Source organism: Noviherbaspirillum sp. FW303-A3 (assembly GCF_058788695.1).
Genome location: NZ_JBYTAZ010000001.1, coordinates 670,332 through 693,808, shown reverse-complemented (window position 1 = coordinate 693,808; position 23,477 = coordinate 670,332). Strand labels below are relative to the sequence as shown.

The following is a 23,477-nucleotide window of genomic DNA, read 5'->3' as shown; positions in this document are numbered from 1 at the left end:
TCGGGCCGGGTGCTCTCCGGTCCCGCTAAACAAACATAAATTCGCCGCTCTCGTATGCGCTCGCTGTTACCTCTTCCGCGCGCGCAGCTACACCGATAGCCATTGCAAGAGCTTGCATGCCGTCTATGCGCCCCGTGGCGCGGCTTTTGTCCAGCTTCCGCGCGCCGGTCGGGTCTTTCGTTACGACGGCGTTAGCGGCGCAAATCGTTAGAACCGGGTGCATCCCATGTGCGATCCGGCCATTCAGTAATTCCGCTTCCAGGGCATCGAGGGAAGGAGCCATGTCCTTGTATCCTTGGCCCCATTCCACCAGGGGAAGGTCTGCGCCGATTTTCTCCAGCTCCTTGCGCAGCAGGTCGATGCGCCAGCGGTCATAGGCAACCGCCTCAATTCTGAGGCCGTCAAGAATGGTCGCCATGTCATGCGCAACGTGCTCATAGTCGACGGTCGCGCCTGGTGTCGTCCGCAGGTAGCCCTTCGAATGCCACATGTCATACGGCGCGCGATCGCGCTTTGAACGCTCCGCCAGTCCTTGTGCCGGCGTCCAGAAGTGCGAGGCAACCTGCCACACTCCGTCGACCTTGCCGACGAGCACAAGGGCGGTTAGGTCGGTGCGCGCCGATAGATCCAGGCCGGCATATATCGGGCAGTCGTCATCAAAGGGCAGGACCGCGGCGCCGCAGGACTTCCACACTTCCGGCGACACGAACGGGCTTTCAGTCGATACCCGCTGATTCAGCAGCAGATTGCGCGCGGTGTTCTCCATGCTCGGCATGCGCTTCGCCTGTGTCATCTGCTCGCGCAAGTCGTCCTCGCTGCGGAACAAACCCAGCGCCGGATTAGCGGCTTGCCATGCTTCACGGTCGAGCAATTCGCAGCCTTCAGGCGCGGCGTACAGGTGAGACACGATGCGCGGATCATTACTGACCTTCGCATCGTCCAGCCAGACGGATAGCAGGTCGGCGTCGCTGGCTGCCTGGGTGGAAATGGCAATCAGGAGCGGTTCCGCGTGCGCGCCTTGGCTGGTGGTGATCGCGTCGACAAAATCCGATTGCGGTCCTCGAACTTGGCCGATTTCGTCCAGGATGGCCAGGACAGGGGAAAGGCCGTGCGCAGTCTTTCCATCGGCGGCCAGTGCCTTGTATTCGGTATTCAGGGGTAGTCCCAGCAGACGCTTGCCGCTCGGGATGATGCGCACGATTTCCGACAGTCGGGGCGATAGCTGCACCATCTTGGCCGCGAGATTGAAGACGAGCGCCGCCTGGTCTCGGCTCATTGCGCCGGATACGATCTGGCTGTTTTGCTTCGCCTCCGGTCCTACCAGGTGCGCCAGCAGCAGGCCGGCAATCAGACCGGATTTACCGTTCTTCCTTGCGATGGACAGGTATGCGCGCCGCGTGCCGGCCGGGTTGTCGTAGACCTCGCGAATAAACTGCTTCTGAAACTCGGCCAGCACAATGGGCTTGCCAACATGCGCGCCGTCAGGCGTCAGGCAGTATTTCTCAATGAAGGCAATGACAAGGGCGGCACGGCTCATCACTTCACCATGCGCAAGGTCGGAATCAGATCATCGTCGTCCTGGTCGCGCGCATTGCGCTCGAGCTCCAAGGCCTTGGCCGCGTCTTCAGACTTGCCGACGGTTGCTTCCGCATGGACATGGAGCACACGCTTGAGAGCCACCGCGCGCCGGCTCAACGTCTCCACGATGGCGGCGAGCGGGTGCGGTTTATCGCCCAGCATATAGCCGGCGGCGTCGAGTTGGCCGTATAGTTGCTCAATGTCGGCTTGAGTGCGTGCCAGGGTGGCGGCTGTAACCAAGTCAACTTCGGTCCAGGTGTCACGCGCGCGGGCCAGCATAATCGCGTTCCAGAAGGGGCGATCGATCTCCCGCAGGGTGACATGGGCAGGCGGTTCTAACGGCCCCATAGCGGCGGCTTTCGCGGCTTCTATGGCCGCTGCCGCGCTGTCGGATCGCTTTCGGCGCGGGGTCACTTTCATGGCTCGTTTTTTCGGTTAGCGTTTGCGCGAGGGGAACCGGTCGGTTTGTGCGGCTCAGCTTCTGGTGATTTTTCGAGGTTCCAAGGATGGCGCGGATCGAGCGGCATTCCGTCGTCGTCGCAGCCGTAGGTCACGCGTCGCCCCATGTCGGCATTGGTTTTGCGCGAATGACATTCATGACACAACGACTGGAGATTTTCCCGGCTGTTGTCGCTCGGGTCGTCGTTGATATGGTCGACGTCAGTGGCGGGAGTGAGCTGGTTAGCTGCCCGGCAATGACGGCAGAGCGGCTCTTCAGATAGTACGGAGGCGCGCAGCTTGCGCCACGCAGCACCATCGAGCGCAAGAGTGCGCCCGTTACTTTCCCGCTTTTGCTTGAGGGTCTTGATCCCTCGTGCCTTCATCGGGTCCAGCACCTGCAGCCTTGGCTTGAGGGGCTGGAGCTTCGGTCGTTTGTTTGCGTTGGTCATCTGTCATCCTCGGTAAGTTTTCAAGTTTCCGGACCTCGTCAGGGAACAGCCAGCCATCGGCAATCCCCTTGCTGTAGAAGTCCGCCCGGTTGGTGCTGTCGCCGCGTAGCAGCGCCTCAGTCAGATGCTCGGCGAAGTAGATACGCCGTCCTGCTTCGGTCAACAGTGAGCGGCTGATTGCTTGTTCCCACATCGCCATGTGTCGGCGCAGGGTGTGGACCACGAACACACGGTTCATCTCCACGCTGTTGCTGTAGTTGCCGTGTCTCAGATCCCCGATGATGGTCGGCGGTACCCGAAACAGTCGGGCTATCTCTTCGACAGAGAACTGCCTTGCTTCGAGCCATTGCGCATCCTCCATGCTCATCGATACGGTCTGATACTCCACACCTTCGGACAGGATCGCGGTCTTACCCGCATTCGCGCCGCCGGCGTGCTGGCTGTTCCAGCTCTCGCGCAGTTTGTTGGTCTGCTCGACATTTAGCTTTGCGGGAAACTTCAGAATCCCGGACAGTCGGGCCCCATTGGTGAACGTACTGTTGCCGTGGTCGCGTTCAGCCAAGGCAAGTTGTACCGTCTCCCGGCTTGCCGTAATAGGTGCCACGCCCACCAATCCATTCTCGGAGCGGTGCCGCAGGTGGAACACTTCCTCTTGCAGCAGGCGTCGGACCTTGCCTTTACCGTCTGATACGTCATAGGCCATGCGGCCGTTCTCGAGCTGGAGCGTGGTGATGCGATCGCCAGGGATGGGGATCAGCGCGCGCACTTGGCCGTCATAGCCACGCTTGATTTCAGCGTGAGCATTGCCGCGCAATAGCACCATGGCCGTCATCATTTCGCGGAACTCCAGCGCCGTTTGCAATTCGTTCGGCTGATCGTGGAGCACCTTGTAAAGCGGATGATCGCTGGCACGCTCGCGGCCTTCATCATCGGTCCTGCGATAGAGGATCAGGGGCAGGGAGGCGATGGTCTCCGAGATGGCAGAGACGCAGGCATAGACCGCTGAAAGACTTTCCGCGCGGCCTGGAGTGAATCCGCCAGAGCGCAGATACTGCGCGCCTTGCCATGATGGGTCAGCAGCGCGTTTTTCGATGCCGATCAGGCTGAGAGCTCGGGCAATGATGTTCATTAGACCGTCTCCAGCCAGAGGGATTGCAAGGAGCGGTCAGCGGCGAAGTTCGGCATGTTCCGCTTTGCCACGGTGGTGTCCATGTAGGCCGGGTCATCGGTCAGCGTGATCTCGACCAGTTCAACGTCCAGCAGCTCGCGCACCAGGCTTGCGCCGCGCTGTTCCCAGCGGTCGCCGCCGTCGCGCACGCGGAACCCGAATGAGCAGCCGGCCACATCGCCGCGGTCCACCAGGATGGAGAGATCCTTGCCGATGCTCGTGCCCGGCAGATCCAGCTCAAACCCCAGGCCTTTACGGTCTTCCCACAGGCGCAGGGTGCCGGCTTGGGTGGTGCCCAGCAAGGCCTTACCGTCATGCTGCCAAAGCGCCCGGATGTTGTTTCCGGCCGCAAGTGATGCCTTGAACGCGCCACGCCGGATGATTTCGACGAAGCCGCCCAAATCCCGGCTTTCCGAGTTGAACACTGCGGAATAGCCGGTCAGGACATTGGCGGAGGTGGCGCGCAGATCGCCGCCCGATCGTATCTCGAAAGTATTGGTCTTCATGCGCGCCGCTCCATTAGATCGCTACGTCGTCAGCCACCACGAAGGCGTTCGGGTGGCGGATCGCTACGTCACAGGTAGCCATCGCGCGGACCAGCACGCCGCCACGAGCGTAGGCGGTGGAGTCGTAGGGGTTGACCAGGATGTCCAGCTCACTCCAGATGCCCAGCAGAACCTGCGTGAAGTCGCCCAGGATCAGGCGACCGGTGTCAGGCGTCGGGGTGGTGTTGAGCGGAACCTGGTTGGTGCTGTACAGCGGCAGCTCTGCCATGCGTCCGCCTTCGGACATGTAGCCAGCAATACCGGACGCCTTCAGGGTGCCGGTCAGCTTGGTTTTGACTTGCGGGGAGGTCAGCCATGCGCCGGCGGTCCCGTTGACGAGTTCGACCTTTTCCAGCATTGCCAGGATGTTTGCCCAGCTGAGAGTCGCGAGGTTCGCCGTCTGGATGCCAGTCGTTGCAAGGATGCCGGTCGGCTCGTTCGTGCCGCCGCCCAGAATCATTGCGCTGTCGATCGCCTTGGCGAGAGCGTAGGCCATGTCATCGCGCAGCAGTTGCTCGATGTCAGGCGAGGATTGCTGGATCAATTGGCGGGACATTTCAGCCAGGGAGCCGACGTGCTTCGGGCTAAGAGTCTTTTGTCCGAAGGTCATGCCGGAAGGGGTAAGGGAGCCGTTCTCTGCCACCCATCCCGAAGACACACCGGAACCATACGCAGGAATCGACACGTCGCCGGACAGGCCGGTCAGCACGCGCGCGCCGAGTTGACGGGCAAGCAGCTTGTTGCGGAAGGGTTCGATGTACTGATCCGCGCGGTGATCAGTCGGAACGAGCTCGCCAGCGGTCGAGGTGGTGTTCACGCGCTTTTCGAGAGCAGCCAGCGGAACGAACACGCCAGCAGCTTTGCGGCCGGTGCGGCGCTCGGTCTCCTTGCTGTATTCAGCAGCGGCGCCGGTGAGGGAGCGGCCTTCCATGCCAGCTTGGAGGACTTCCAGCAGCGACACGTTGCTTTCAAGTTCGGCGTGGGCCTTGTCGACCGGGGTGCCGGTCATGCGGCGTTCAGCTTCGGCCAGGAACGCGGCGCGCTGCTCTTGCGCTTCGAGGTCCGTTACCTTGGCTTTCAGTTGATCGAACTTTGCCGTCTCTTCAGCGGAGAGGGAACGCTTCTCTGCTTGGGCCTTTTCGACCATGCTGCGCATTTCGGCCACTGCCAGAGCGCGCTGCTCTTTGATGTTGTGGATCATGTTTTTCCTTGCAAGGAAGTGGATGTAAAACCACTTATAGCAATGGAAAAACCCGAAGGGCGAGCGCAGAGAAAGATAAAACTGCCATGAACAATCATGGACAAATGATGTGGCTCAGGAGGGCCTTAGAAGGGGCTTGCAAGGGCCTCGCGAGGAGTCGCGAGCACTCGCGAATATTCTCGAACGCGAACAGGAAACCCGTGGGTTTCGTTTGGGTTTGCGGTGGGTTAGCACTGGGTTTCGAAAGGCTTTCGGTAAGGCTTTCGAAAGGGTTACCGAAACGGTAACCGGGGTTACTGAATCGGTAACGGTGAAGTAACGCCGTGAGCGTTACAGGTGCTGTTGCTGGCGGCACCTGTGGCATGGTCTGTGACAGAGTCTGTGAGGACTGCCGCGACGCGTCAAGCGCGCGCCAAGGCTCTCCAAAAGTGGGGCGTCCGGATTCTGTCCGCATTTTGTCCGCAAGCGATGCGGACATGCGCGCCGGCACGTCCATACTGGACCGTGGTAATTCAATGCCTTAGGGCATAATGAAATTCCGTCACCACTAAGGAAACGAAATGAGACAGGAATTTCTGACGCCGGCCGCGATACTCGCACAGTCCATCCTTAAGTCAGTTGAGAAGCACCACAGTACCTTTACAGCTGACATTGTGGCGTCCGCATTCTTGGAGGCCTATCGCGCTGTTGAGCAAGCCGAACTGGAAGAAAAGAAGACCAAGGGCAAGCCTTGATTCAGGCATATGGTTACTTCTATAAAGGACTACAGAATCTGAAGTAGAGAAACGGGAAAAACGGCCAGCATAGCTACAAAAACTGTAGCTATAGCGAATTAATGACTTCAGAAACTGTAGCTATGCGGTGCGCCCTTACTACAAAAACTGTAGTAAGGGGCTCAATTTGAAAAGGGCGTCATGCTACTTCCAGACGCGCCCATGCGCCATAGGGGAAGCCGCCGGGCCCGACGTCAAGCTTCGGATCCGGATTGAGCGGTTGCCAGGTCAGGCCGTAGAGGCTGCAAAGATTCGGCCGCTTTCCCTTGCGAGTTTCGGCAATGAAGCCGGCGGCCAGCAGCTCCTTTTTCGCTTTGTCCAGTGTCGCTTCTGAGTTCCATCCCTTTGGGTGCATCACCTTCCAAGCGGCGCACAGGTCGCCATTGTTCTTGCCGTTGTATTGGCTTCCAATGTCGATCAAGAGCTTTACGCCGCTTGGTGAGAGCGCCCGAAATTTCGGACTGTTCAGCAGGGCATTGGGCAGAAGCAAAAACCCGCCGGCGAAGGCGGGTTTCGACTTAGCTCTGCGCATGCGATAGACCGATGTAGCGGTAGCGCTTTACGTGAACCTCTTTTCCAAAACGAGTCGGAACCCACTCCCACTCGTCATGGAAAAGATGCCCCTTGTTGCGCAGGGTGGCGATTGTCGAATGCAAGCAATGATCGCCCAGGCGCTCGGCTTCAAACCTGTTCAGACTTTGGCCGGCCCGAAGGATTGCGAGGATCATCGATTCCTTGGTATCCTTTGCTTGCTGCATTTTGGAAGGCGCACTCTCTTGGTCGGGGGCTGCGCCTTTCGTCATATTGAGGTTGTCCATTAGAGCACCTCACAGCGCGACAAAGCCTTGATCGTGCTCCCAGAACGATTTTCCGTTCTGCGCCGTCTCCGCTTCCATCTTCGCGCGCCATTCGGCAGCCGCTTCGGCGCTGATAAGGGTGCGGCGTCCGATTTTCATCAGACGCGGACCTTTTCCTTCTTTGATGAGTTTGTAGAGGAAGGCTTTCGACAGGTGGTGGTCGCTGCAAAAGCCTGGGATGGTGTAAGCCGGTTTGTTCATATAAGCCCTTTCCATTTGTGCTTTGTTGGGCTTCGGTGGATTACCGTCGCCGTGGAAAGAAGCTTATTTGTCCGACCTCGTTAAATCTTTATGAATCTTTGGGGCTGGATTTATTCTTAAAATGCCAGCCTTGAATGATTCTAAGATTCGCCTCGGTTACTTAGAAACTTGCGCGGAAGGCCGGTTTTTGATTCGATCGCTTTTTTGATCTCGTAATAGTCAGAACGCGCGGTCTCGTATGAGACGTTGTGCTTTTGAGCCATTTCGGCAATTAGGCTTGTCGTGTTGGCTTCGGAGTCCGTATTCAGAGCATTCGTAATTCCGCAATATATGTCCATTGCACGTTCCCCCTTGGGAGTGAAAAAAGGAGCCTCTTCCACATCCCAAGGAAGGCGCATGATGTCGGGCCACGGAACTCCGCCAAGTGCTTGAAGCAGCTTCTCAGCTACGTAGTTTGCAGCCCAGAAGGAAATTTTTGACGGGTCGCCGCCGCTCTTGAATACTGACTGACAGAAGAGGCCGTACACGCGAGCGGAAAATTCTTCCTTCTCCTCGTCGCTCATATCTCCCGAGTCGAAGCGCGCGAAGTAGTCCTCAAAATCGAAGGACATATCTGATAGATGAATCAGCTCATCTTCCGGGAGGCCTTTGGTCATGCGCAGTTGTCGTTCCTTGTCCATTGCTTTCCTTTCGCCGCCGGTTTCCCGGCGGTGGTTGAAATGGTTATTATTCGGCCTCGTCCGCCATGGGAAGAGCCCAAGCCTGGTCGTACAGACGATCTTTCGCCGCCATTACTTCACTGAGATATTTTTTCGCGGCGTGGATCAATGACTGGGCCATGCCGGAATCAGCCTGAGCTTGGTCGACTGAATAACCCTCGCCTCCAATGTCGTCTAGCTTTTCCCAGGTAAGGTCAAGCATCGATTTCAAATGAAAGGTGGCGGCTTCCAGTTCGGTCGCAATATCGGCCAACGAACTGCGGGTAACCGTTGTTTCAACAGGGTCGGGGCGGGTGGCGGTTTTCGCGTCCATGATTTAAGCCGCCTCCACATTGAAGCCAGCCTTCATGGCACGCTCGCGGATAACGTCGATTTCGTTTCCTTGAAGTTCGGCTTGTAGCGCGCCGTGCTCGCAAAGTTTTCTTACGTCCGGATCGTCCGTGAGACGTGCAATTGCGCGAAAGAGCGCGCGCATCGCGTCAGCCTGCTCGTACGTGATATTTGCAGCATCCTCAATATCGGCAACGGCTACCGGTTCGAAGCCGTTGATTATCTTGCGTGTAGAATCGCTTTTAGCCATGGCTACTGGTCCTTTCAGTGGTTGTGGTTAGGCCGGCAAGGATGCTGCAACATCCTTACTGGCCGCTTTCCGCGGGTTGCGCCGGGTCGGTTTGCTGCTTAATCCCTACTTGCTCGCTCAGGTAGATTTCCCAGATCGAAAGCGCCTCGCGTTTCTCCGGAAGATACGCCCACATGTCGTAATGCCTCCTTTGGACGCCGGATTTCCGGCCATGGGAAAGCAGGTGGGCCCGGATTTCTTCCTTCAATCCGAGAGAGGCTAAGCGCGTCTCCGCTGTCCTCCGCAAATCGCCCAAGCGGTAATCGCTGCCGTTGGGGCGGGCAATATTGCGGACGACGCCGGAAAGGTGCTCCACCGTGATCGGAACTCCCCAGCCGTTCGAAAAAATGTAATCGTGCTCGTGGTCGATTTCATCGATGAGAGATGCTACCCAGTCGCTGATTGGCAGGATGTGTGTCCTGGGCCCGCCAATGCCTTTGGTGTCAGTCAGGAAGAGTATCCGCTGATCTTTGTCGTAGGCGCTCCATCGCGCCATGGTCAACTGCGTAATCCGCTGGCCGCCCAAGAGGATCGCAGCGTGGAGTGCGTTGCGGATGGTGGTCGAGTGACGCCGGGTGACCTCATTCCAGAGGTGGAGCAATTCGTCATCCGTGAGAATGCGCGTGTCGGCTGTATCGAAATGGGTTTGTCTGGGAACGATTGACACGGGATTTGTCAAGAGGCCGAATTTCACGCTTTCAGTAGCGACACGGGCAGGATCTAGGTCACCGCTCGCCCCGTAGGCGAAAGCCGCATGCAACATGGCGCGAATAATATTCGTGCGGCGGGTAATGCCTTTCCGGATCATCTTCGCCAAGATCCGGGAAATGTCATCCGGTGTTATTTCTTTGGCCTTCAACTTGACGAGGTCCGGCCATTCATTTGTCACGTGAAGTTCGAGACTGTCTTTCGTGTCCTTGGCTGAAGCTTTCTCGTCTTTCTCGAGCTGTTCGACATATGCGTCGATCAACTGTTGGAACGTCCCTTGCCGACTTTCGATCTCGAATTTCCGGCGATTTTCCTTGTTTTTTTGCTCTTGTTCGAGCTGCTTCAGTTTCGGATCGCCATGTTCGCGCTTGTCGTCCTTGAACTCAGCCGCCTTTTGGCGGGCGTCCTTCAGGGTAATTCCGCCGTCGTCCGGGCGCTGCTGGTGCCGGCCGATCTGGAGATAAGTGCGTTTGCCCTCGACAAAATACCGGTAGAAGAACCAGCGGGAGCCGTTGGGCTTTACCCGGACCACAAGCGCTCCTTCTCCGCGCTTGTTGGCGTCCGTCAGCTCATATACCTTGTCCTTCGGCAGGGCGGCCCGTAAAGAGCTCTCCGTCAGCATCGTCATCCTATCCCCTAAGCCCAAATTAGTGGCAGTTGTGGTGGCAGTTCATTGATGGAGAAAAGTGTAGCTTAGCGGACGTGGAAAGACAATAAAAGAATTAAATCATTGATTTTTAAAGGGGTGGATGTGCCACTTATCGCATTTCTGCCCTACGGCTTAGCGGACTTAAAATCCGCCGCTTACCCGAGAGGGGGCGTACCGGTTCGATTCCGGTCTCGGGCACCAGTTCTCGGATTCAACAAGTCCCATACCGTCTCAAAACCCGCATGGCACCTAGCTTTGTGGGTTTTTTATTGTCTTGTCACGTTTCTCGCAGTAGCATGAGATACCAACAAATTGATGGTATTTTTGTTGGTACTTTTAGCCCTGTTGGTACTTTCTTCAAACCAACCGCAAACAGCGACACCGGAGGGTGGCATGGGACTGACCGATACCTTCGTTCGACAGGTAAAGCACAGCGGCGCCGCGGCCGGCGACAAGCACACCGATGGGCAAGGCCTTTTTCTGCTGGTGAAGGCTGCCGGCAAATACTGGCGCCTCAGTTACCGCTTTGGCGGCAAGCAGAAAACGTTGGCGCTGGGCGTGTATCCGACCGTGTCGCTGGCCAAGGCCAGAAAGCGGCGCGATGCGGCGCGCGAGCAGTTGGCAGAAGGCATCGATCCGGGGCAGGCCAAGCGCGACGGCAAACAGTCCCAAGCCGTCGCAGCCACACAAACGTTTGAAGCGGTCGCGCGGCAATGGTTGAAAAAAACGGCGGCAAATCGTGCTGCCAGTACGCAGGAAAAGGTCTCGACCTGGCTCGAAAAAGACGTGTTTCCGCTCCTCGGCGGCAGGTCGATTTCCGCCATTGGACCACGCGACGTGCTGGTGACCGTGCAAAAAATGGAGTCGCGTGGCGCGATCGACTCCGCCCACCGGGTCAAGCAGATATGCGGGCAGGTTTTCCGGTATGCAGTGGCGACCGGATTGGCGGAACGCGATGTTACCGCGGACCTGAAGGGGGCCTTGTCGGCGATTCCGAAATCGAATTACGCCGCGATTATCGAGCCGAAGCGGGTTGGTGACTTGATGCGCTCCATTCATGCCTATAGCGGACATGCTTACGCGGCAGCGGCACTGAAGCTGTCCCCGCTGGTATTTGTGCGGCCCGGTGAATTGCGTTCGGCTGAGTGGGCGGAAATTGACCTGGACGCGGCAGCATGGCGCATCCCCGGCAGCAAAATGAAGATGGGGGTGGATCACATGGTGCCGCTTTCGACACAGGCAGTTGAGATCCTGCGTGCGATGCAGGCGCTGACCGGGCACGGCAAATATGTCTTTCCCAGCATCCGCACCAGCGAACGCTGCATGAGCGAAAACACGGTCAACGCCGCGCTGCGCGGCATGGGCTACAGCAAGGAGGTCATGACTGCGCATGGATTCCGCGCGATGGCGCGGACCATCCTGGATGAAGTGCTGGGCGAGCGCGTCGACTTGATCGAGCATCAACTCGCGCACGCGGTGAAAGACCCGAACGGCCGCGCCTATAACCGCACGGCGCACCTGCCCGCACGGAGGGAAATGATGCAGCGCTGGGCGGATTATCTGGACAAGCTGCGCAAGGGCGCAGACGTGGTACCGTTTCGGGCAGCGGATTGAAATGACTATGACGTCTTTCACTGGACGCGACGGCCCCACTTGTTGCGGGGCCGTCAACAGCACTTGCCAACGAGGACTTCACCAATTCGGTTAGACAGGACGCACGGGGAACGCCAACGCCTCGCGTGCCGCCGCAATCACGTCCAGCTCCTCTTCCACTGCGTCCCCCATTCCTTCCTGTCCTGTTGCGGCCGTCGGTTGCGCGCGGAGTAATACTTCGTGGATGTCCAAGGCGAGTGCCGCCGCCCGCCGGTATAACGGTTCGTCCAGGTGCGCCAGGTCTTGCCAATTGACTCGGAACGTCGCGCGCAGCAGGCGCGGGAGGTAGGTGTTGCGTCGTTTCCATTGACCAACCGGGGCGGCCACCATGCCCGGTTGATGTGCAGAGGAGGCGAATTTTTTCAATTTGGCTTGAAAGGCTTTGGCGCAAAATACGGCGGCGAGCCATTGTCGTGCATCGTGTTCCCTGTCCAAACTCGTATGTATGCTCGCCACAGCAAAGCCGTCACCGGGATCGACGGCCAGCCACATCGGCGCCCGTGACCGAATCAAGGAAACGATCGTAGGGGAAACGTCCATATTCGGGTTGCGGACATCGCTGACCCGCTGCCACAGCGCCGGCAAGTACAGCGACCAACGCGCGCGCAACGGGAGAGAGCGCTTGACGGCAAGGTGTTCCATCAGATACGCGTGCTCGAACATATAGCCCCGGGAACGGGCGACCTGCTCACGGAGCGACGCGAGGTAATCCGCAGGCACGCCAGCTGCCGATAACGAGGCGACGGCAGCGTAGGAAAAGACAAACCGATCGCATTCGGCATTCACGACTTTTCTGGATTCGGTCATGATTTTCCGTCCATTGAGGGAATCACGGGCCTCTTCTCGAGGACGAGTATGCGCGCCAGTGCCGCCGACTTCAACAGCCGCAAGAGCGGCGGCAAGCGCTGCCGCAGGAAATCGTCTTCGATCCATCGCACCAGGGCCGCGCCATTCGCGTCTGTGATCCGGTGCGGCCAGAATGTGCACAGATCGTGCGGCAGCGTGCGTTCCAGGCACCCGTAAGGCAGGTCGGAAGTCCAGTACTCTTCAAAAAGCCAGGGACCGAACGGGCTATGGGCGGCCTGTGCGATGCAATCGAATACCGGAATCGCCGCTACCTGCAGCAACTTGGGCACGGATTCGAGCAGGCGTTGCGCCTGCGCGAACTCCTGCCACAGCGCGACCGGTACGAAGCGCCAGGCGACCGGAGCACTCTTGCCCTCGTCGATGTACCAGCGCGGCATGGACGGGATGACCCAGCCCCAATCGAAACGATAGCCGGCCGCCTCCTGAAACTCGTTCTGCAGCGTCACTGAGAAGGGGCCGTTATCGGTCCAGCTCTCGCCGATCGGATCGGCAACCGACTTGCCGTGCAGGGCAAGCAGTTGCGCTAACACTCCCGGCACGCCACAGGCCGACAGCGGTTGGCTCATCAACGTCGCGGGCAAATGCAGGGTCGCGATCATGGGATGCCTCCTTCCGGATGCGGCTCGATAAGCCACCGTTCGCGCCGCCATTCCAGGAGCGCGGTCAGATAACCCTGGTAGGAAGCCAAAACGTGCGGCAAGTCGTGCGGCAGGAATTGCCGTGCGATCCAGGCACGCGCTTGCCGCGCATCTTCGATGCACAGGGTGGTGAGGGTGGCCAGTTCGACGCGCGAGCTGCCCTGGATATAGACCGATGCCGGAACCGGTGTGTCGAGGCATTGCACCGTGTAATGCCAGAGATTGTCCAGCAGATGGTACAGATGCCAGCCGCTGGCACGAACGCGCGGCAAGAGATCGCGCCAGACGCTCGAAGGAATGATCGTCCAGGATAGCCCGGTGTATCGCTCCGTGGCCGGATCGAGCAAAGGGCTGGCCGATTCCAGCAACCGGCCCCACGAGAAGGAATAGACGACGGGCGTACCGTAGGCGTCATAGAGAGACGTCGTCAGCTCGCGCTGACGGCGCAATGGCTGCGCGGCGCCGGCGCAAAAGCCGGCAAGCGTTTGCACGTCGGCGGAAGACGGAAACGGTAATAACATGGTGAGGTTCCTTTGCATGGCAAATGCTCCGTTGCAGTCAAACGGAGCGCAATCAATGCGGTCATCCTTGTTATCCACGGCAGCCAGACCGGAACGGCTGCCCTGTGCGGGCCGACGTGTCGCTCCGGTGCTACCCGCCAAGCGAATGCCAGAGCCCGACAAGCCGAACGTTTCATCCGCCTTGATGTCACAATGGCAGTAACGCCCCTGCTTTGCAGAACGGGATTTCGAATGAAAAAACTACCTCTTTTGGTCGGAATGGCAGTCGGTGCGCTCATCGGTCTGTTCACGTCAATCCCTGATGGGGTGGGCCTGAAGATCGTCATGATGTCCATTGGCGCGCTTGCTGGAGCGGCAGTTGGAGGCGCTATCGCTCGCATTGGCAAGAAGGGCCGCGCACTTAAAACCGCCGATGATGCGCTCGCCGGTCTTGGCGTCACACCAGAAGATCTCGCGCGGAATTACTGGCGGGATAAAGGCCGCCCACCGCTGACGAGCCCGCTGGAGCCGGAGCATGGGCATCACCAATTCGATCCAGATAAGCTGTAGTGTCGGGCCTCCTACTTTTTATCCAACAAATCCTTCACAGCGTCTTTGGCATTGTCGAAGGTAGCGCCGGCATCTTGTGCTAATTGCTTCCCCGATCGCTTAAGCAATGACTTCCTTGACGCGAGTGTTCCGTCAGGAGTCTCGACAATTTCCGCTTTTGCATCAAATTTTTGACTGTCGGAATCAGTCTGCTTTCGAATTTCCACGCCGTGCGCTTGGATATCGCCACGAGTTTCAGAGGGCTGTGTTGAGCCGGGAATACTCGCAATGGATGTGTTGAAGCGCGAGATTTGTCTGCGATGTTCGCGATCGATCGCCGCCGTATCGGGATTCAAGTGCGGATCATTAGCGTCTTGGCCGTGCCGTGCGCGTATGTCATCGAACGAAGTCGGTAGCGCGGTGCCATCCGAGAAAACGCGATTCGGACGCAAGCCCTGGCGTGCCAGTTCCGCATCGAACAGCGCAAATGCCGCAGCACTATTGCCGCCGTATTGTTCTGCATAGCGCATGAACATCTCGACATTATGCGGATCTTGCGCCATGTCGATCGAAATCGTCTCCCCACGTTCACGAGCAGAAACAAGCCGTTCAGCAAACGCCGTCCGTTGGGCGAGCGTAGCATCCGCACGTTCGGACCTCGAGATTGCGGTAGCAAGACGCGCTGACATATCCTTCGCCTCCCTGGAGTCGAATCCGATGGCATTGATGAAGCTCGTATCCCGGGATACGCGGTCACCAAATTGCTTGAATTCAGCGACCTGATCGGCGCTCATTGATCCCAGTACCTTTTGCTGTTCGCCCGAGAGCGTGGACAGATACGTCTTTCCGGCGCTCGCCTTGATTTCCGCTCCCGCGAAAGTACCTGACGCTCCGACATGGCCCGCTGCGCCAAATGCAATCTGGGCAACTTGTGACTGCGATAGCCCGGTTTTCTCGGCGACTCCTTTGGTAATCTGATCCAGGCGATTCAGATGTTCACCCACCTGCTCGAAACTGCTCGACGACGTTCCGCCACTGGTGCGTGACGACCGGACCTTGGCGATGCCCTTGTTCAGCGCATCCGCCAACACGGCCGAGCTTTCTGTGTTGGCAGCGATCGCTTCGCTGCGCGCGGAATTGGCCTCTTTGTTGGCTTCGGTTACATCCTGTTCCGATACCCGCATCGATACCACGCGAGAAGCAAAGCCCTGGTTGCGCAACAAACTGACTGCAGTGCGGCCATTGAGCGCATTCGACGTGACGGTATTTCCGGTGAGATCGCTTTGCATGCTGCTCATGAATGCCGAGGTGCGGTTGGGCGCGAGTTGCATTTGGTCCATCGCAACGTTGCCCATATTGACGTTACCGACGGCTGAAGAACTCGTCGACGAGGTAATCGCGGATTGCAATCCTGATAGTCCGCCGACAATGCTGGTGCCGAAGTTCTCCATGCGCTTCAATGCCGCCCAGGCAATAAAGGGAATGCTGATGGTCATGTAGCCGACCACCGCTTCGGAAGAAATGGCGTTCGCGTAAATGGAGGAGGCCGTCAGCAGCGACAACGTTTTCAATCCACCGCCCACATTGGCTGCGGCCGACAGCTCGGAGGCGGCATAAATGCTCGCCATATAGTTGAGGATCGCGTACAGGGGCGGCCACATCTGAATCCATATCAGCACCGCAATGTAGTTCTTGAGCGCCATCATCGTTTCGCGGCCGCTGGTGAGAAACAATAGGAGTACCACGATCGGGAACATCGCATAGGCAAGGGCCTCAACGACGTTCCGCACCACCGGCAACGCTTGTTCGGCAATTTTGCCGTTGTTGATCCATGCCGCATTGGTCTGGGCGACTGCCTGCGCACGGCCGACCGCCAGCATCATCGACGCCGGATCGTTGGTCTTTTGGCCGATGATCCGGCTGGTATCGTTGATCGCATTGATCACGGCATTCTGCCGAATGATGTCGGCGGCAGTCGCCGCGGCGCTGGCAATGCCGTTCTTCAGGTACGCCTGCTGGATTTGCGTGGCGATCACGGCGGCGGCTGCGGCGCTAGGCAGGGTCGGATTCAACTGGCCCGCGAGCTTGTCCTGGATGCTGTTGATCTGTGCCGGAATCCGGCCGTTCAGATCGTTGTAGGCGTTGGGGCAGGTATCGATGTCTACCGTGCCGCCGGCTCTAGTCAGCGTGGTAAAGCGAGCGGGGTTCGGGTTGGACATCATGCTCCAGACATCATCGGAGCGCGAAAAGACCGTCGGGTCGATCGTGCCGTCGATCAGGTCATACATCGTGCAGTTATGGATGAAATTGATCAGATCGGTGCGGAAATTCGGGTCCTGGAAGACCACGTTGCCTGACTCCCGGATCAGGCGATTCCCGAACATCAAGCCGTTCTTTTGATAGGCCAGTTCGGTGGGCAGGCTGCCGCTACCAGGAATCACCTGGAATGCCATCTCGAATAATTCGGTGAGCGTATTGCCGATGGTGCTGGTGAGACCGCCGAACAGGGCGAGGCCAAAGGGAACGTTATCCACGATCCTCACCGGCGCGCCGCCGGTCTTGTCGACAATGCCGATGGTCACGCGCGGCACGAACAGGATCGAGTACACGAGCACGACGGAAGCCAGCCATTGCCAGCCTTGCAGCTTTTGCGGTGCGAATGCGTAAGCGAGGAGGGCGGCGATGAATCCGCAAAACACCACTCCGGCAATGGCGCTGAGGTAGGTGTCCGCGCCCCGAATGGCGGCGATCGCATTGAAGATGCCAAACAGACTGTCCGAATTTTGGTAGGCAAAGATTTCCCACATGATGTCGCCCCATGCGATGCGATCACAGCGTTCACCGGCCGATTGCGGCCGCCTGTTGCCCCAACAGGTCCATCACGTGCTGCGGCATGCTGCTGCGGAGCTGACGCTCCAATTGTTCGAGATGCGATGTCACCGCGCGGAACGAGCCGACCTTTTGGTAGAGCAGGTTCTTTTCCTGCGCGATCTGAAGGAGCAGCGCTTGTGCGCGTTTGCGGATGTTGGCGGACTGCTCGCGCTGCGTGTTGGCCAGCAGGTAGTCCTTGTCCAAGGCCGCCATACCGACGCGCAGATTGCGTTCCAAGAAGACATACGCGTAGTCGGCGGCGATGACGTCCCGGTATTGCGTAATGAGGCTATCCGCCAAGCCCGAACCCGGAATGGTGGATCCGATCGAGAGCATCTTGTAGACGGGTTCCGTGGTCTGGTTGACGAAGCCGACCTCGGCGGAGTTGTTGGGGATCGGGGACCGTGTCGCGATCCGCGAGGCGATGGAACGCATCATGTTCTCGACCCGCGTCGTAAACGGCGTGTGCACGTACGTGGTGTCGATGGTCACAGCATCGCAGTCGGTGTAGTTGTTGCACCTGAGCAGGTGCTGGGTGACGTTGCCAGCGGCGGCAGTCGCCTGGCCATACAAGAGGTGGCTGATGGAGGTCAGGGTGGGCGCGATCGGTGCGGGCGCCTGGCCGGATTCGTCTGGATAGAAAATGACCGTGCCGACCAGGCTCATGATGAGTTCGCGTTCCGCGTCGTCGAGGTAAGTCCCGGTCAGTTGCAGCGCTTTCCAGGTCAGGTTGCCGACGAAGGGCGCCTTGTTCCGGACATTCGGATCGGTCGATGCGCGTGCGCCGGCCAGGATGGCGGCGCGGTCGGAGGCGCAGCGCCGCCTGGCGGCATCGCGGTCGGTTTCCAGGCCCATCTCGATGGCGATGTCGGCACACGCTTCCTGCGAGCTGTACCCGATCGATTCGGCAGCGGTGCTGACCAGCGCCTTCGCTGTCTCGCACGAATTGATGCGCGCGTTGTTGATCCAGGTTTCCAGCCCTTTCGCCCACTTCGTCAGCCCGCCGAGCAAGGGCGATACCGATTCCAGCGCGAGCTGGAACGCGATGCCCGGCAGTGCAGCGGTAATGTTGCGCAACATGTTCCTGAACTCGGTCGCGGAGATGTGCGAGAACGAACCGCCGAATACGTCGATGCCGCCGCAGCCGGCCTTGGCGCTGGGGAACTGGATCGCGGCCAATTGGTACACCTTGTTGGGTGCCCGCAGGAACAGACTGCCGCCCGCATAGGTGTTGAACGTCTGGCCCCGGAAAGCGCCGGGCACCGTGTAATTGCCGATCGCGCCAAGGCTGTTGAACATATTGTCGACTTCTCCATTCAGATCGGCGGCACGTAGCGATGGCCGCGCCAGCATCAACGACCAGGCGGTGATGATGGCGACAGCATTTCTGGCGGGCTTGGTGGACATGGTGTGGCTCCTCAATGCGGCGGACTCTGCAACGGGATTTGTTTGGCGGTATGCGGCGCCATGGCGTCGGATGACGGATTCGACACCACGGCAATCCGCTCGAGCAGTTGTGACTCCGACAGCACGCCAAAGCCGATCGGTGAAATCTTTCCGGTGAATGGCTGGGCCAGGAACACGGCCGGCACTTGGGTGACATGCAGCGTGCGCGCGATGCCGTTGTCGCGCCGCGGGTTGGGGAAGCCCGGAATGCCGCCGCCGTCCATGGTGATGGGGACGACGGTAATGCCGTGCCTCGCCTGAAAGGCTTCCAGCGTCGGCGCGAAGGCGTGGCAATACGGGCAGTCGCTTCGGAAGAAAAAGAACAGGACGTGATCCTTGGCCAACACAGCGACCGAGCGTGAACGCGCCTCCAGTTGGCCCAGCTCGAAGACTTCCAGCGCCTTCGCGTTGACTGGGCGACCGTGCAGCGTCGGGTCGAGCTCTGGCGTCGCCCAGGCCACCCGTTGTGCGACGTCGGCGAAGCGCGAGGCCTGGCTCACGATCCGCGCTTCCAGTTCCATGTAGCGGCGCACGTTCGCTTCGCTCGGGTTGATGATTGCGACGTGGCGGTATTCCTCCAATGATTTTTGGAGGTGCTCGAACTGGACGATTTCCGGCGGCTTGTGCGGTTCGGCCCTCGCCGGCGCCGCCTTTGGCAGGGGCGGTGCAACGGGTTCCGGCTCCGGATCTTCGTAGAAATGCCATCCACGCTGTCTATCGGCCCAGTACGAGGATGTTGGCGCGCGGACAGCGGTCTGCGGAGCCAGAGTTTGCGCGGTCGCGGCAGCAGCGCATACCGCCGTTACCGCCGCTACGAGCGTTTTCACCGCGTTCACTTTCATGACAAGGAACGCGGGGGCTGTCCGTCGCGGCAATAATTGATGCCGAACTCGATCGTCTGCGTACGCGGCGTTGTGGCGCCGGGAAGGTGTACAGCGTCTTGCCAGAACCGCAGCTTCAGGCGGCTGCAGCCAGCCTGCGCAAAGCGCTTTTCGGTGGTCACGTCGATCAGGATCGGCGTGGTGGCGTTGAATTTCCGGTTGATCACGTCGGCGGTGTCGCCCGTCAGCACCCCATGCGCTTCACCGGTGGGCGAATCGATGGCGGCGACGAGCAAGGGGCGCGGATCCGTCACCGGTGTGCGCAGGACGGCGGAGGCCTGGGCGTTGGCAGCGAGCGCGACAACGAAGGAGGCGGCGACATAGCGTGGCTTCATTTGAAACTCCAGGCTCTGACGTAGTTGATCTCGTAGGAATTCGCTTTTCCGGTCGGCGTCGAGTCGTCCGGCTCGCCGCTCTCGCTGCCGTACCAGAGATCCAGCATCAGATACATTGGATCGGGCATGGCGACGTCGAGCGTCAGCACTTCCTGGCCGTCGAAATAAAAGGTTTGCTTGTTCGGCTCCCACTTCACCGCGTACTTGTGGAAGCCGGTCGACAGGTCCATGCCCGTGTCGTATTGACGCGAACCGACCAGTTGGCCGTCGTAGTCGCCCTTCCACACCGTCGGTGCATACGCTTGCGGATGCACCACGCCATTGCTGTCGATGAAACCCCAAGGGGGCCTGCCGCCGGGGTAGGCTTCCATCACGTCGATTTCCGGACGGCGGTCACCGATATGATTGAACAACCAGAACGCTGGCCACGTTCCTTTGCCCAGCGGCAGCTTCGCCTCGATTTCGAAGTAGCCATAGGTCTGGACATATTTTCCGTCGGTATCGATGGTGCGATTGAAGAAGCGTCCGCTGGCGTCGCGTTCCGGCCAGATTTTCAACACGCCATCCTCGACCGCGTAGTTTCTCGTCGGATTCGACGCTTCGTACCAGATCGTGTCGTTCCAGAGACCGGGATCCAGGCCGTTTTCGAATTCCTCCGCGAAGGTCGACGTATAGAGCGACGGGTCTTGCCCATACGGCGACACATTGCCGTTCGTGGGCGGTGGTGATGGGCGCGGTCCGGGCGTCTGTCCAGGCGGAAGCGGTGTCGGTCCTACCGGTGGCGGGGGCGTTTCGACACGCGGCGGCGCGGCCGGCCGCATGTGACGGGGATCCGCGACAAACTGGGCGACGCGGGTGGCAGCCGACGAGCGAATGCGCGCGATATCGGGCGTGTCGGGAACGATGGACGCATAGAACTCGGACAAATCCATCGCCGCAAAATCGAGCGTTTGCAGTTGCGCTACCGTGAATCCGGAGCAATCGGGACTTTCCGCGCTGCCCCAATCCTTGCCGACCTGGATGCGGCCTTGCTCGTTGACGATGCGCGACAACACGGAGTTGAAGCAGCATTTGGATGTCGTGCGCGTGATGCAGGACACGCATCGCCCGAGGACGCGCAGGCAGGAGGAGCAATAGGTGCCGACCGCATGGCACAGGCGCGCGCCTTCTTTCATCGCAAGCTTGCCTTCCTCCTCGTCGCAGGAGATCGCCGACGTGACGGCAACCATGATGGCTGTGACCGCCAGCGACCAAGGATCGAACGCGATGGCGATGCTGTCGCCGGTAAAGAGGGTGACGGAACCGGCGGGCAGTGCGGTACCGTTGACCGCGACCGTCACCCCGTACGAGCTGAAACTGCCATTGAAGCCGGCGTCGGTCAGCAGCGCCCGGATGCCTTGGTAGAGGAATTGCCGGTTGTCCGAGTTCATCAGCACGTCGTAGACCAGGCGGGATCCCATGCCGAATACCGAACGGTTGGTCATGCCGGCGCCCGCGCTGTCCGACGTGCAGCAATTGGTCAGCAGGCGGTCCCGGCAGCGGTTGCGTTCGCCTTTGAAGACTTGCATGCGGTCGGTGTCGAGATACACGCCGGCTTCGCGCGCCGCTTCCATGTACGTCATCGAACGGGCGAAGTCGGCATCGCTGGTATAAGCGGTATTGAAACAACTGTCGCCGAGGCAAAACACGTTGCTGGGACAATTGCTCGCCGATGTTGTCGTCTGCGCCGGAACCGGGCAGTGGTAGGTGTCCTGGAACACTTCGCACACGCCGGTCGCTGCATTCATCTGCTGGCAGGACGACGCGGCGGGCGTGCATCCGGATGCGGCCAGCGGCGCGCATTCGTTGATCGGCATGCCGTCGTTGCACGATAGCGTACGCTCGTAGCGCCAGCACGGGCGAGTCACGTCCCGGCCGTCGATGCGCTTGGTCGACGGTCCATCGGCACACACATCGGCGGTCGCCAGCGTACAGCGTCCGCCGGAGGCCAGTATCGGGCATTGATCTTCCCAGCGATCGCCTTCCGTGACCTGCATGGCAGGCTTGGTGTAGCTGAGCGTCATCTCGGGAATCGGCAGCGGAAATGCTGGATTCCTTTGCCAGCCGGTTACGGCGCGCTGGCCCGCGGCAATCCAGTACGAAGCCGAAAATGTTCCGGTCGTGTCGGTGCCGGCGAGCGCGGTCGGGGTGGACGATGGCAGGTAGCATCTTGATTCGTCCAGCGTGGCGGTCGTGGAGCCGGAACCGGATAGGTTGGGGAACAGGCTGGCAAACGTCTCGGCGGCGTACTTGCCTTTCATCTCGTAGACGGCATCGGAGGGGTGCAGCCCGTCCGGCGCAATCGTGTAAGGGCTGCGGCCCGCCAGATAGCTGGTCAGATAGGCGTACTGGTCAATCACCGGCACTTGCTCCTGCGAGGCGACGTCTCGCATCGCCTGCACGTAGATGTCCAGGCCGCCCGGGCCGCTATCCCTGGTCGGATTCGGCGTTTCGAAGATGACTTGCTTGCCGTGTTGTTTCGCGACTTGCGCGAGCTGGGCGAGACACGAGCGGTAATCGGCCAGGCTGTCTTTCCACTGATCGTTGATGGCGTGGTTGATGATCACGAATGACGCGGTGGACGCGGCCATTTGCCGGTCCCACTGCTGGTGCCTGCCGTCGGCGCCGCGCAGCAGTTCGCAGGCGGTGGAACCGCTGACGCCTTCGTTGCGTACGTCGAATTGTGCGGTGGCTGGCAGTTCATCGACGAACACGGCCGGCGCGGGCCGAGCCACCTGGCCGCCGCTGCCGCTCGCATAGCCCCATACCGTCGAGTCGCCGTAGTAGTCGATCACGATGGGCGTCGCCGTGGGAACGGGCTGCGCTTCGGGTGACCCTGACGTGCGCCGGATCGCTCCCCCGTGCTGTTGCCCGGACGGACATGCGGCAAAGACGCGGTTGAAGGGTTCCGTTGTGCTGCAGGTCGATCCGGAATCGCCGCCGCCCGTGCATGCTTCATGGCGGTCGGGCGCGATGAGTGCGGTTGCCGTGCATGTCGTCGACGTGCACGAAGTCCCGGCGATCCATACCCAATTGTGGGCGGGCGCTCCCGTCGTACCGGCGCCGCCGATAGCCCCAAGGTCGGCCACGCGTTCCGGGAACACTCGGGGCACCGTCAAATCGGCATCAAAAAAGACGACGGGGTCGCCTGCCTGCGTAATGCGGAAATGCTGTGCCGTGTCAGGCCGCTCGGGCAGGCACTGGACGTCAAAGCCGGAGTTGCCGGCGCCGGCATGGGCAAACCAGTCGCCCGGACTGCAATTCGCATTGCGTTCCATGCCGACGGTCAATGTCCGCGCGCATTGATAGGTGCTGACGCCGGCGGTGCGACGGCAAATGCGGGGCTGGGTTGTTGCCGGGGCGGTGACATCGGTGGTGGTGCAGCCGGCGTAGTACGCCGCGAGACTGCCGAGCGCGAGGGAAGGATTGCGCGCGATGTCCTTCGCAGTCGCAATGCCAGGATCGTAAGCGGTGATGGCCTCCCTGGGCGTATTGGCGGAACGGATCGCCCCTAGCTGTGCTTCGCACACGGGATCGCCCGGCGTCAGCGCGCAATTGGCAATACCCGAATTCGCCTGCCCAGACAAGTTCGGCTGGCCGTAATACGTTCTTTCCGGCGGCGTGGCGGTGTAGCCCGGTACCACGCTCTCCGCGCTGGCACCGCCAACGGTGCCGCGACTGAAGGCATTGGCCGCATTGCCGGCGGCGATGCCGTCTTCGTGCGGACCGGCGAACGCCGGCGGCTGCGCGCAGTACAGGAGGACGAGGGTGACGATCAATCGGCGCATGG

24 protein-coding genes are annotated in these 23,477 nt (G+C 59.8%); 3 read left to right on the top strand and 21 right to left on the bottom strand.

The annotated features are described in order from the left end of the window. Window positions 1–25: 25 nt before the first annotated feature. From AC3WOY_RS03405 to AC3WOY_RS03380, 6 genes are read right to left on the bottom strand one after another with little or no spacing between them, the layout of a single operon-like run. A complete protein-coding gene (locus tag AC3WOY_RS03405) occupies window positions 26–1,537 on the bottom strand; it encodes a terminase large subunit (RefSeq protein WP_492420968.1) in 1,512 nt (503 codons plus the stop codon). Next, window positions 1,537–1,998: a TerS protein gene (locus AC3WOY_RS03400; RefSeq protein WP_492420967.1), complete on the bottom strand. Its 462-nt coding sequence runs from the start codon at window positions 1,996–1,998 to the stop codon at window positions 1,537–1,539. The genes AC3WOY_RS03405 and AC3WOY_RS03400 overlap by 1 nt, the downstream gene beginning before the upstream one ends. Continuing rightward, the gene (locus AC3WOY_RS03395) at window positions 1,995–2,402 is read right to left on the bottom strand and encodes an HNH endonuclease (RefSeq protein WP_492420966.1); all 408 of its coding nucleotides are present in this window, start codon (window positions 2,400–2,402) and stop codon (window positions 1,995–1,997) included. The genes AC3WOY_RS03400 and AC3WOY_RS03395 overlap by 4 nt, the downstream gene beginning before the upstream one ends. Next, window positions 2,356–3,597, bottom strand: a complete 1,242-nt coding sequence (locus tag AC3WOY_RS03390) for a phage portal protein (protein ID WP_492420965.1) — start codon at window positions 3,595–3,597, stop codon at window positions 2,356–2,358. Before AC3WOY_RS03390 ends, AC3WOY_RS03395 begins: the two co-directional genes overlap by 47 nt. Then, window positions 3,597–4,142, bottom strand: coding sequence for an HK97 family phage prohead protease (locus AC3WOY_RS03385; RefSeq protein WP_492420964.1), 546 nt, complete (start codon window positions 4,140–4,142; stop codon window positions 3,597–3,599). The genes AC3WOY_RS03390 and AC3WOY_RS03385 overlap by 1 nt, the downstream gene beginning before the upstream one ends. Window positions 4,143–4,155: 13 nt before the next feature. Then, window positions 4,156–5,382, bottom strand: a complete 1,227-nt coding sequence (locus AC3WOY_RS03380; RefSeq protein ID WP_492420963.1) for a phage major capsid protein — start codon at window positions 5,380–5,382, stop codon at window positions 4,156–4,158. 560 nt (window positions 5,383–5,942) lie between these two features. Between AC3WOY_RS03380 and AC3WOY_RS03375 the strand changes: the two genes are divergently transcribed. Continuing rightward, the gene (locus AC3WOY_RS03375; protein WP_492420962.1) at window positions 5,943–6,116 is read left to right on the top strand and encodes a hypothetical protein; all 174 of its coding nucleotides are present in this window, start codon (window positions 5,943–5,945) and stop codon (window positions 6,114–6,116) included. Window positions 6,117–6,294: 178 nt separating this feature from the next. Here AC3WOY_RS03375 and AC3WOY_RS03370 read toward each other — a convergent pair whose 3' ends face one another. The 7 genes from AC3WOY_RS03370 to AC3WOY_RS03340 form a co-directional block, all read right to left on the bottom strand. Beyond that, entirely contained in the window at window positions 6,295–6,687 is a 393-nt protein-coding gene (locus AC3WOY_RS03370) for a hypothetical protein (RefSeq protein WP_492420961.1), read from the bottom strand. Next, a complete protein-coding gene (locus AC3WOY_RS03365; protein WP_492420960.1) occupies window positions 6,674–6,973 on the bottom strand; it encodes a helix-turn-helix domain-containing protein in 300 nt (99 codons plus the stop codon). The genes AC3WOY_RS03370 and AC3WOY_RS03365 overlap by 14 nt, the downstream gene beginning before the upstream one ends. A gap of 9 nt (window positions 6,974–6,982) precedes the next feature. After that, complete coding sequence (locus AC3WOY_RS03360) at window positions 6,983–7,213, bottom strand: helix-turn-helix transcriptional regulator (protein ID WP_492420959.1); 231 nt, start codon at window positions 7,211–7,213, stop codon at window positions 6,983–6,985. Between the two features lie 140 nt (window positions 7,214–7,353). Continuing rightward, on the bottom strand, window positions 7,354–7,893 hold the full coding sequence (locus AC3WOY_RS03355) for a hypothetical protein (protein ID WP_492420958.1): 540 nt from the start codon (window positions 7,891–7,893) through the stop codon (window positions 7,354–7,356). A gap of 46 nt (window positions 7,894–7,939) precedes the next feature. Next, window positions 7,940–8,245, bottom strand: a complete 306-nt coding sequence (locus AC3WOY_RS03350) for a hypothetical protein (RefSeq protein WP_492420957.1) — start codon at window positions 8,243–8,245, stop codon at window positions 7,940–7,942. A 3-nt stretch (window positions 8,246–8,248) separates the two neighbouring features. Then, window positions 8,249–8,512 (bottom strand): hypothetical protein, encoded by a 264-nt coding sequence (locus AC3WOY_RS03345; protein ID WP_492420956.1) that lies wholly within the window; start codon window positions 8,510–8,512, stop codon window positions 8,249–8,251. 55 nt (window positions 8,513–8,567) lie between these two features. Next, window positions 8,568–9,887 carry a tyrosine-type recombinase/integrase gene (locus AC3WOY_RS03340; protein ID WP_492420955.1) on the bottom strand — a complete coding sequence of 440 codons (1,320 nt, stop codon included), beginning with the start codon at window positions 9,885–9,887 and terminating at the stop codon, window positions 8,568–8,570. Between the two features lie 414 nt (window positions 9,888–10,301). Between AC3WOY_RS03340 and AC3WOY_RS03335 the strand changes: the two genes are divergently transcribed. Then, window positions 10,302–11,522 (top strand): tyrosine-type recombinase/integrase, encoded by a 1,221-nt coding sequence (locus tag AC3WOY_RS03335; RefSeq protein ID WP_492429167.1) that lies wholly within the window; start codon window positions 10,302–10,304, stop codon window positions 11,520–11,522. A gap of 90 nt (window positions 11,523–11,612) precedes the next feature. On the opposite strand, the gene AC3WOY_RS03330 is transcribed toward AC3WOY_RS03335, so the two are convergent. The 3 genes from AC3WOY_RS03330 to AC3WOY_RS03320 are packed head-to-tail and all read right to left on the bottom strand — an operon-like array spanning window position 11,613 to window position 13,587. Continuing rightward, window positions 11,613–12,368 (bottom strand): hypothetical protein, encoded by a 756-nt coding sequence (locus AC3WOY_RS03330; RefSeq protein WP_492420954.1) that lies wholly within the window; start codon window positions 12,366–12,368, stop codon window positions 11,613–11,615. Next, window positions 12,365–13,027 (bottom strand): hypothetical protein, encoded by a 663-nt coding sequence (locus AC3WOY_RS03325; RefSeq protein WP_492420953.1) that lies wholly within the window; start codon window positions 13,025–13,027, stop codon window positions 12,365–12,367. The genes AC3WOY_RS03330 and AC3WOY_RS03325 overlap by 4 nt, the downstream gene beginning before the upstream one ends. Further along, window positions 13,024–13,587: a hypothetical protein gene (locus AC3WOY_RS03320; protein ID WP_492420952.1), complete on the bottom strand. Its 564-nt coding sequence runs from the start codon at window positions 13,585–13,587 to the stop codon at window positions 13,024–13,026. The genes AC3WOY_RS03325 and AC3WOY_RS03320 overlap by 4 nt, the downstream gene beginning before the upstream one ends. A 231-nt stretch (window positions 13,588–13,818) precedes the next feature. Here AC3WOY_RS03320 and AC3WOY_RS03315 point away from each other — a divergent pair, with 231 nt between their 5' ends. Next, window positions 13,819–14,136, top strand: coding sequence for a hypothetical protein (locus AC3WOY_RS03315; RefSeq protein WP_492420951.1), 318 nt, complete (start codon window positions 13,819–13,821; stop codon window positions 14,134–14,136). Between the two features lie 11 nt (window positions 14,137–14,147). On the opposite strand, the gene AC3WOY_RS03310 is transcribed toward AC3WOY_RS03315, so the two are convergent. The 5 genes from AC3WOY_RS03310 to traN are packed head-to-tail and all read right to left on the bottom strand — an operon-like array spanning window position 14,148 to window position 23,475. Next, window positions 14,148–16,922 (bottom strand): conjugal transfer protein TraG N-terminal domain-containing protein, encoded by a 2,775-nt coding sequence (locus AC3WOY_RS03310; RefSeq protein WP_492420950.1) that lies wholly within the window; start codon window positions 16,920–16,922, stop codon window positions 14,148–14,150. Between the two features lie 31 nt (window positions 16,923–16,953). Continuing rightward, the gene (locus AC3WOY_RS03305; RefSeq protein ID WP_492420949.1) at window positions 16,954–18,393 is read right to left on the bottom strand and encodes a conjugal transfer protein TraH; all 1,440 of its coding nucleotides are present in this window, start codon (window positions 18,391–18,393) and stop codon (window positions 16,954–16,956) included. Window positions 18,394–18,404: 11 nt separating this feature from the next. Next, window positions 18,405–19,259 (bottom strand): conjugal transfer protein TraF, encoded by an 855-nt coding sequence (traF, locus tag AC3WOY_RS03300; protein WP_492420948.1) that lies wholly within the window; start codon window positions 19,257–19,259, stop codon window positions 18,405–18,407. Window positions 19,260–19,270: 11 nt separating this feature from the next. Beyond that, window positions 19,271–19,648, bottom strand: a complete 378-nt coding sequence (locus tag AC3WOY_RS03295) for a hypothetical protein (RefSeq protein WP_492420947.1) — start codon at window positions 19,646–19,648, stop codon at window positions 19,271–19,273. Further along, a complete protein-coding gene (traN, locus tag AC3WOY_RS03290) occupies window positions 19,645–23,475 on the bottom strand; it encodes a type-F conjugative transfer system mating-pair stabilization protein TraN (RefSeq protein WP_492420946.1) in 3,831 nt (1,276 codons plus the stop codon). The genes AC3WOY_RS03295 and traN overlap by 4 nt, the downstream gene beginning before the upstream one ends. Between the last annotated feature and the right edge of the window lie 2 nt (window positions 23,476–23,477).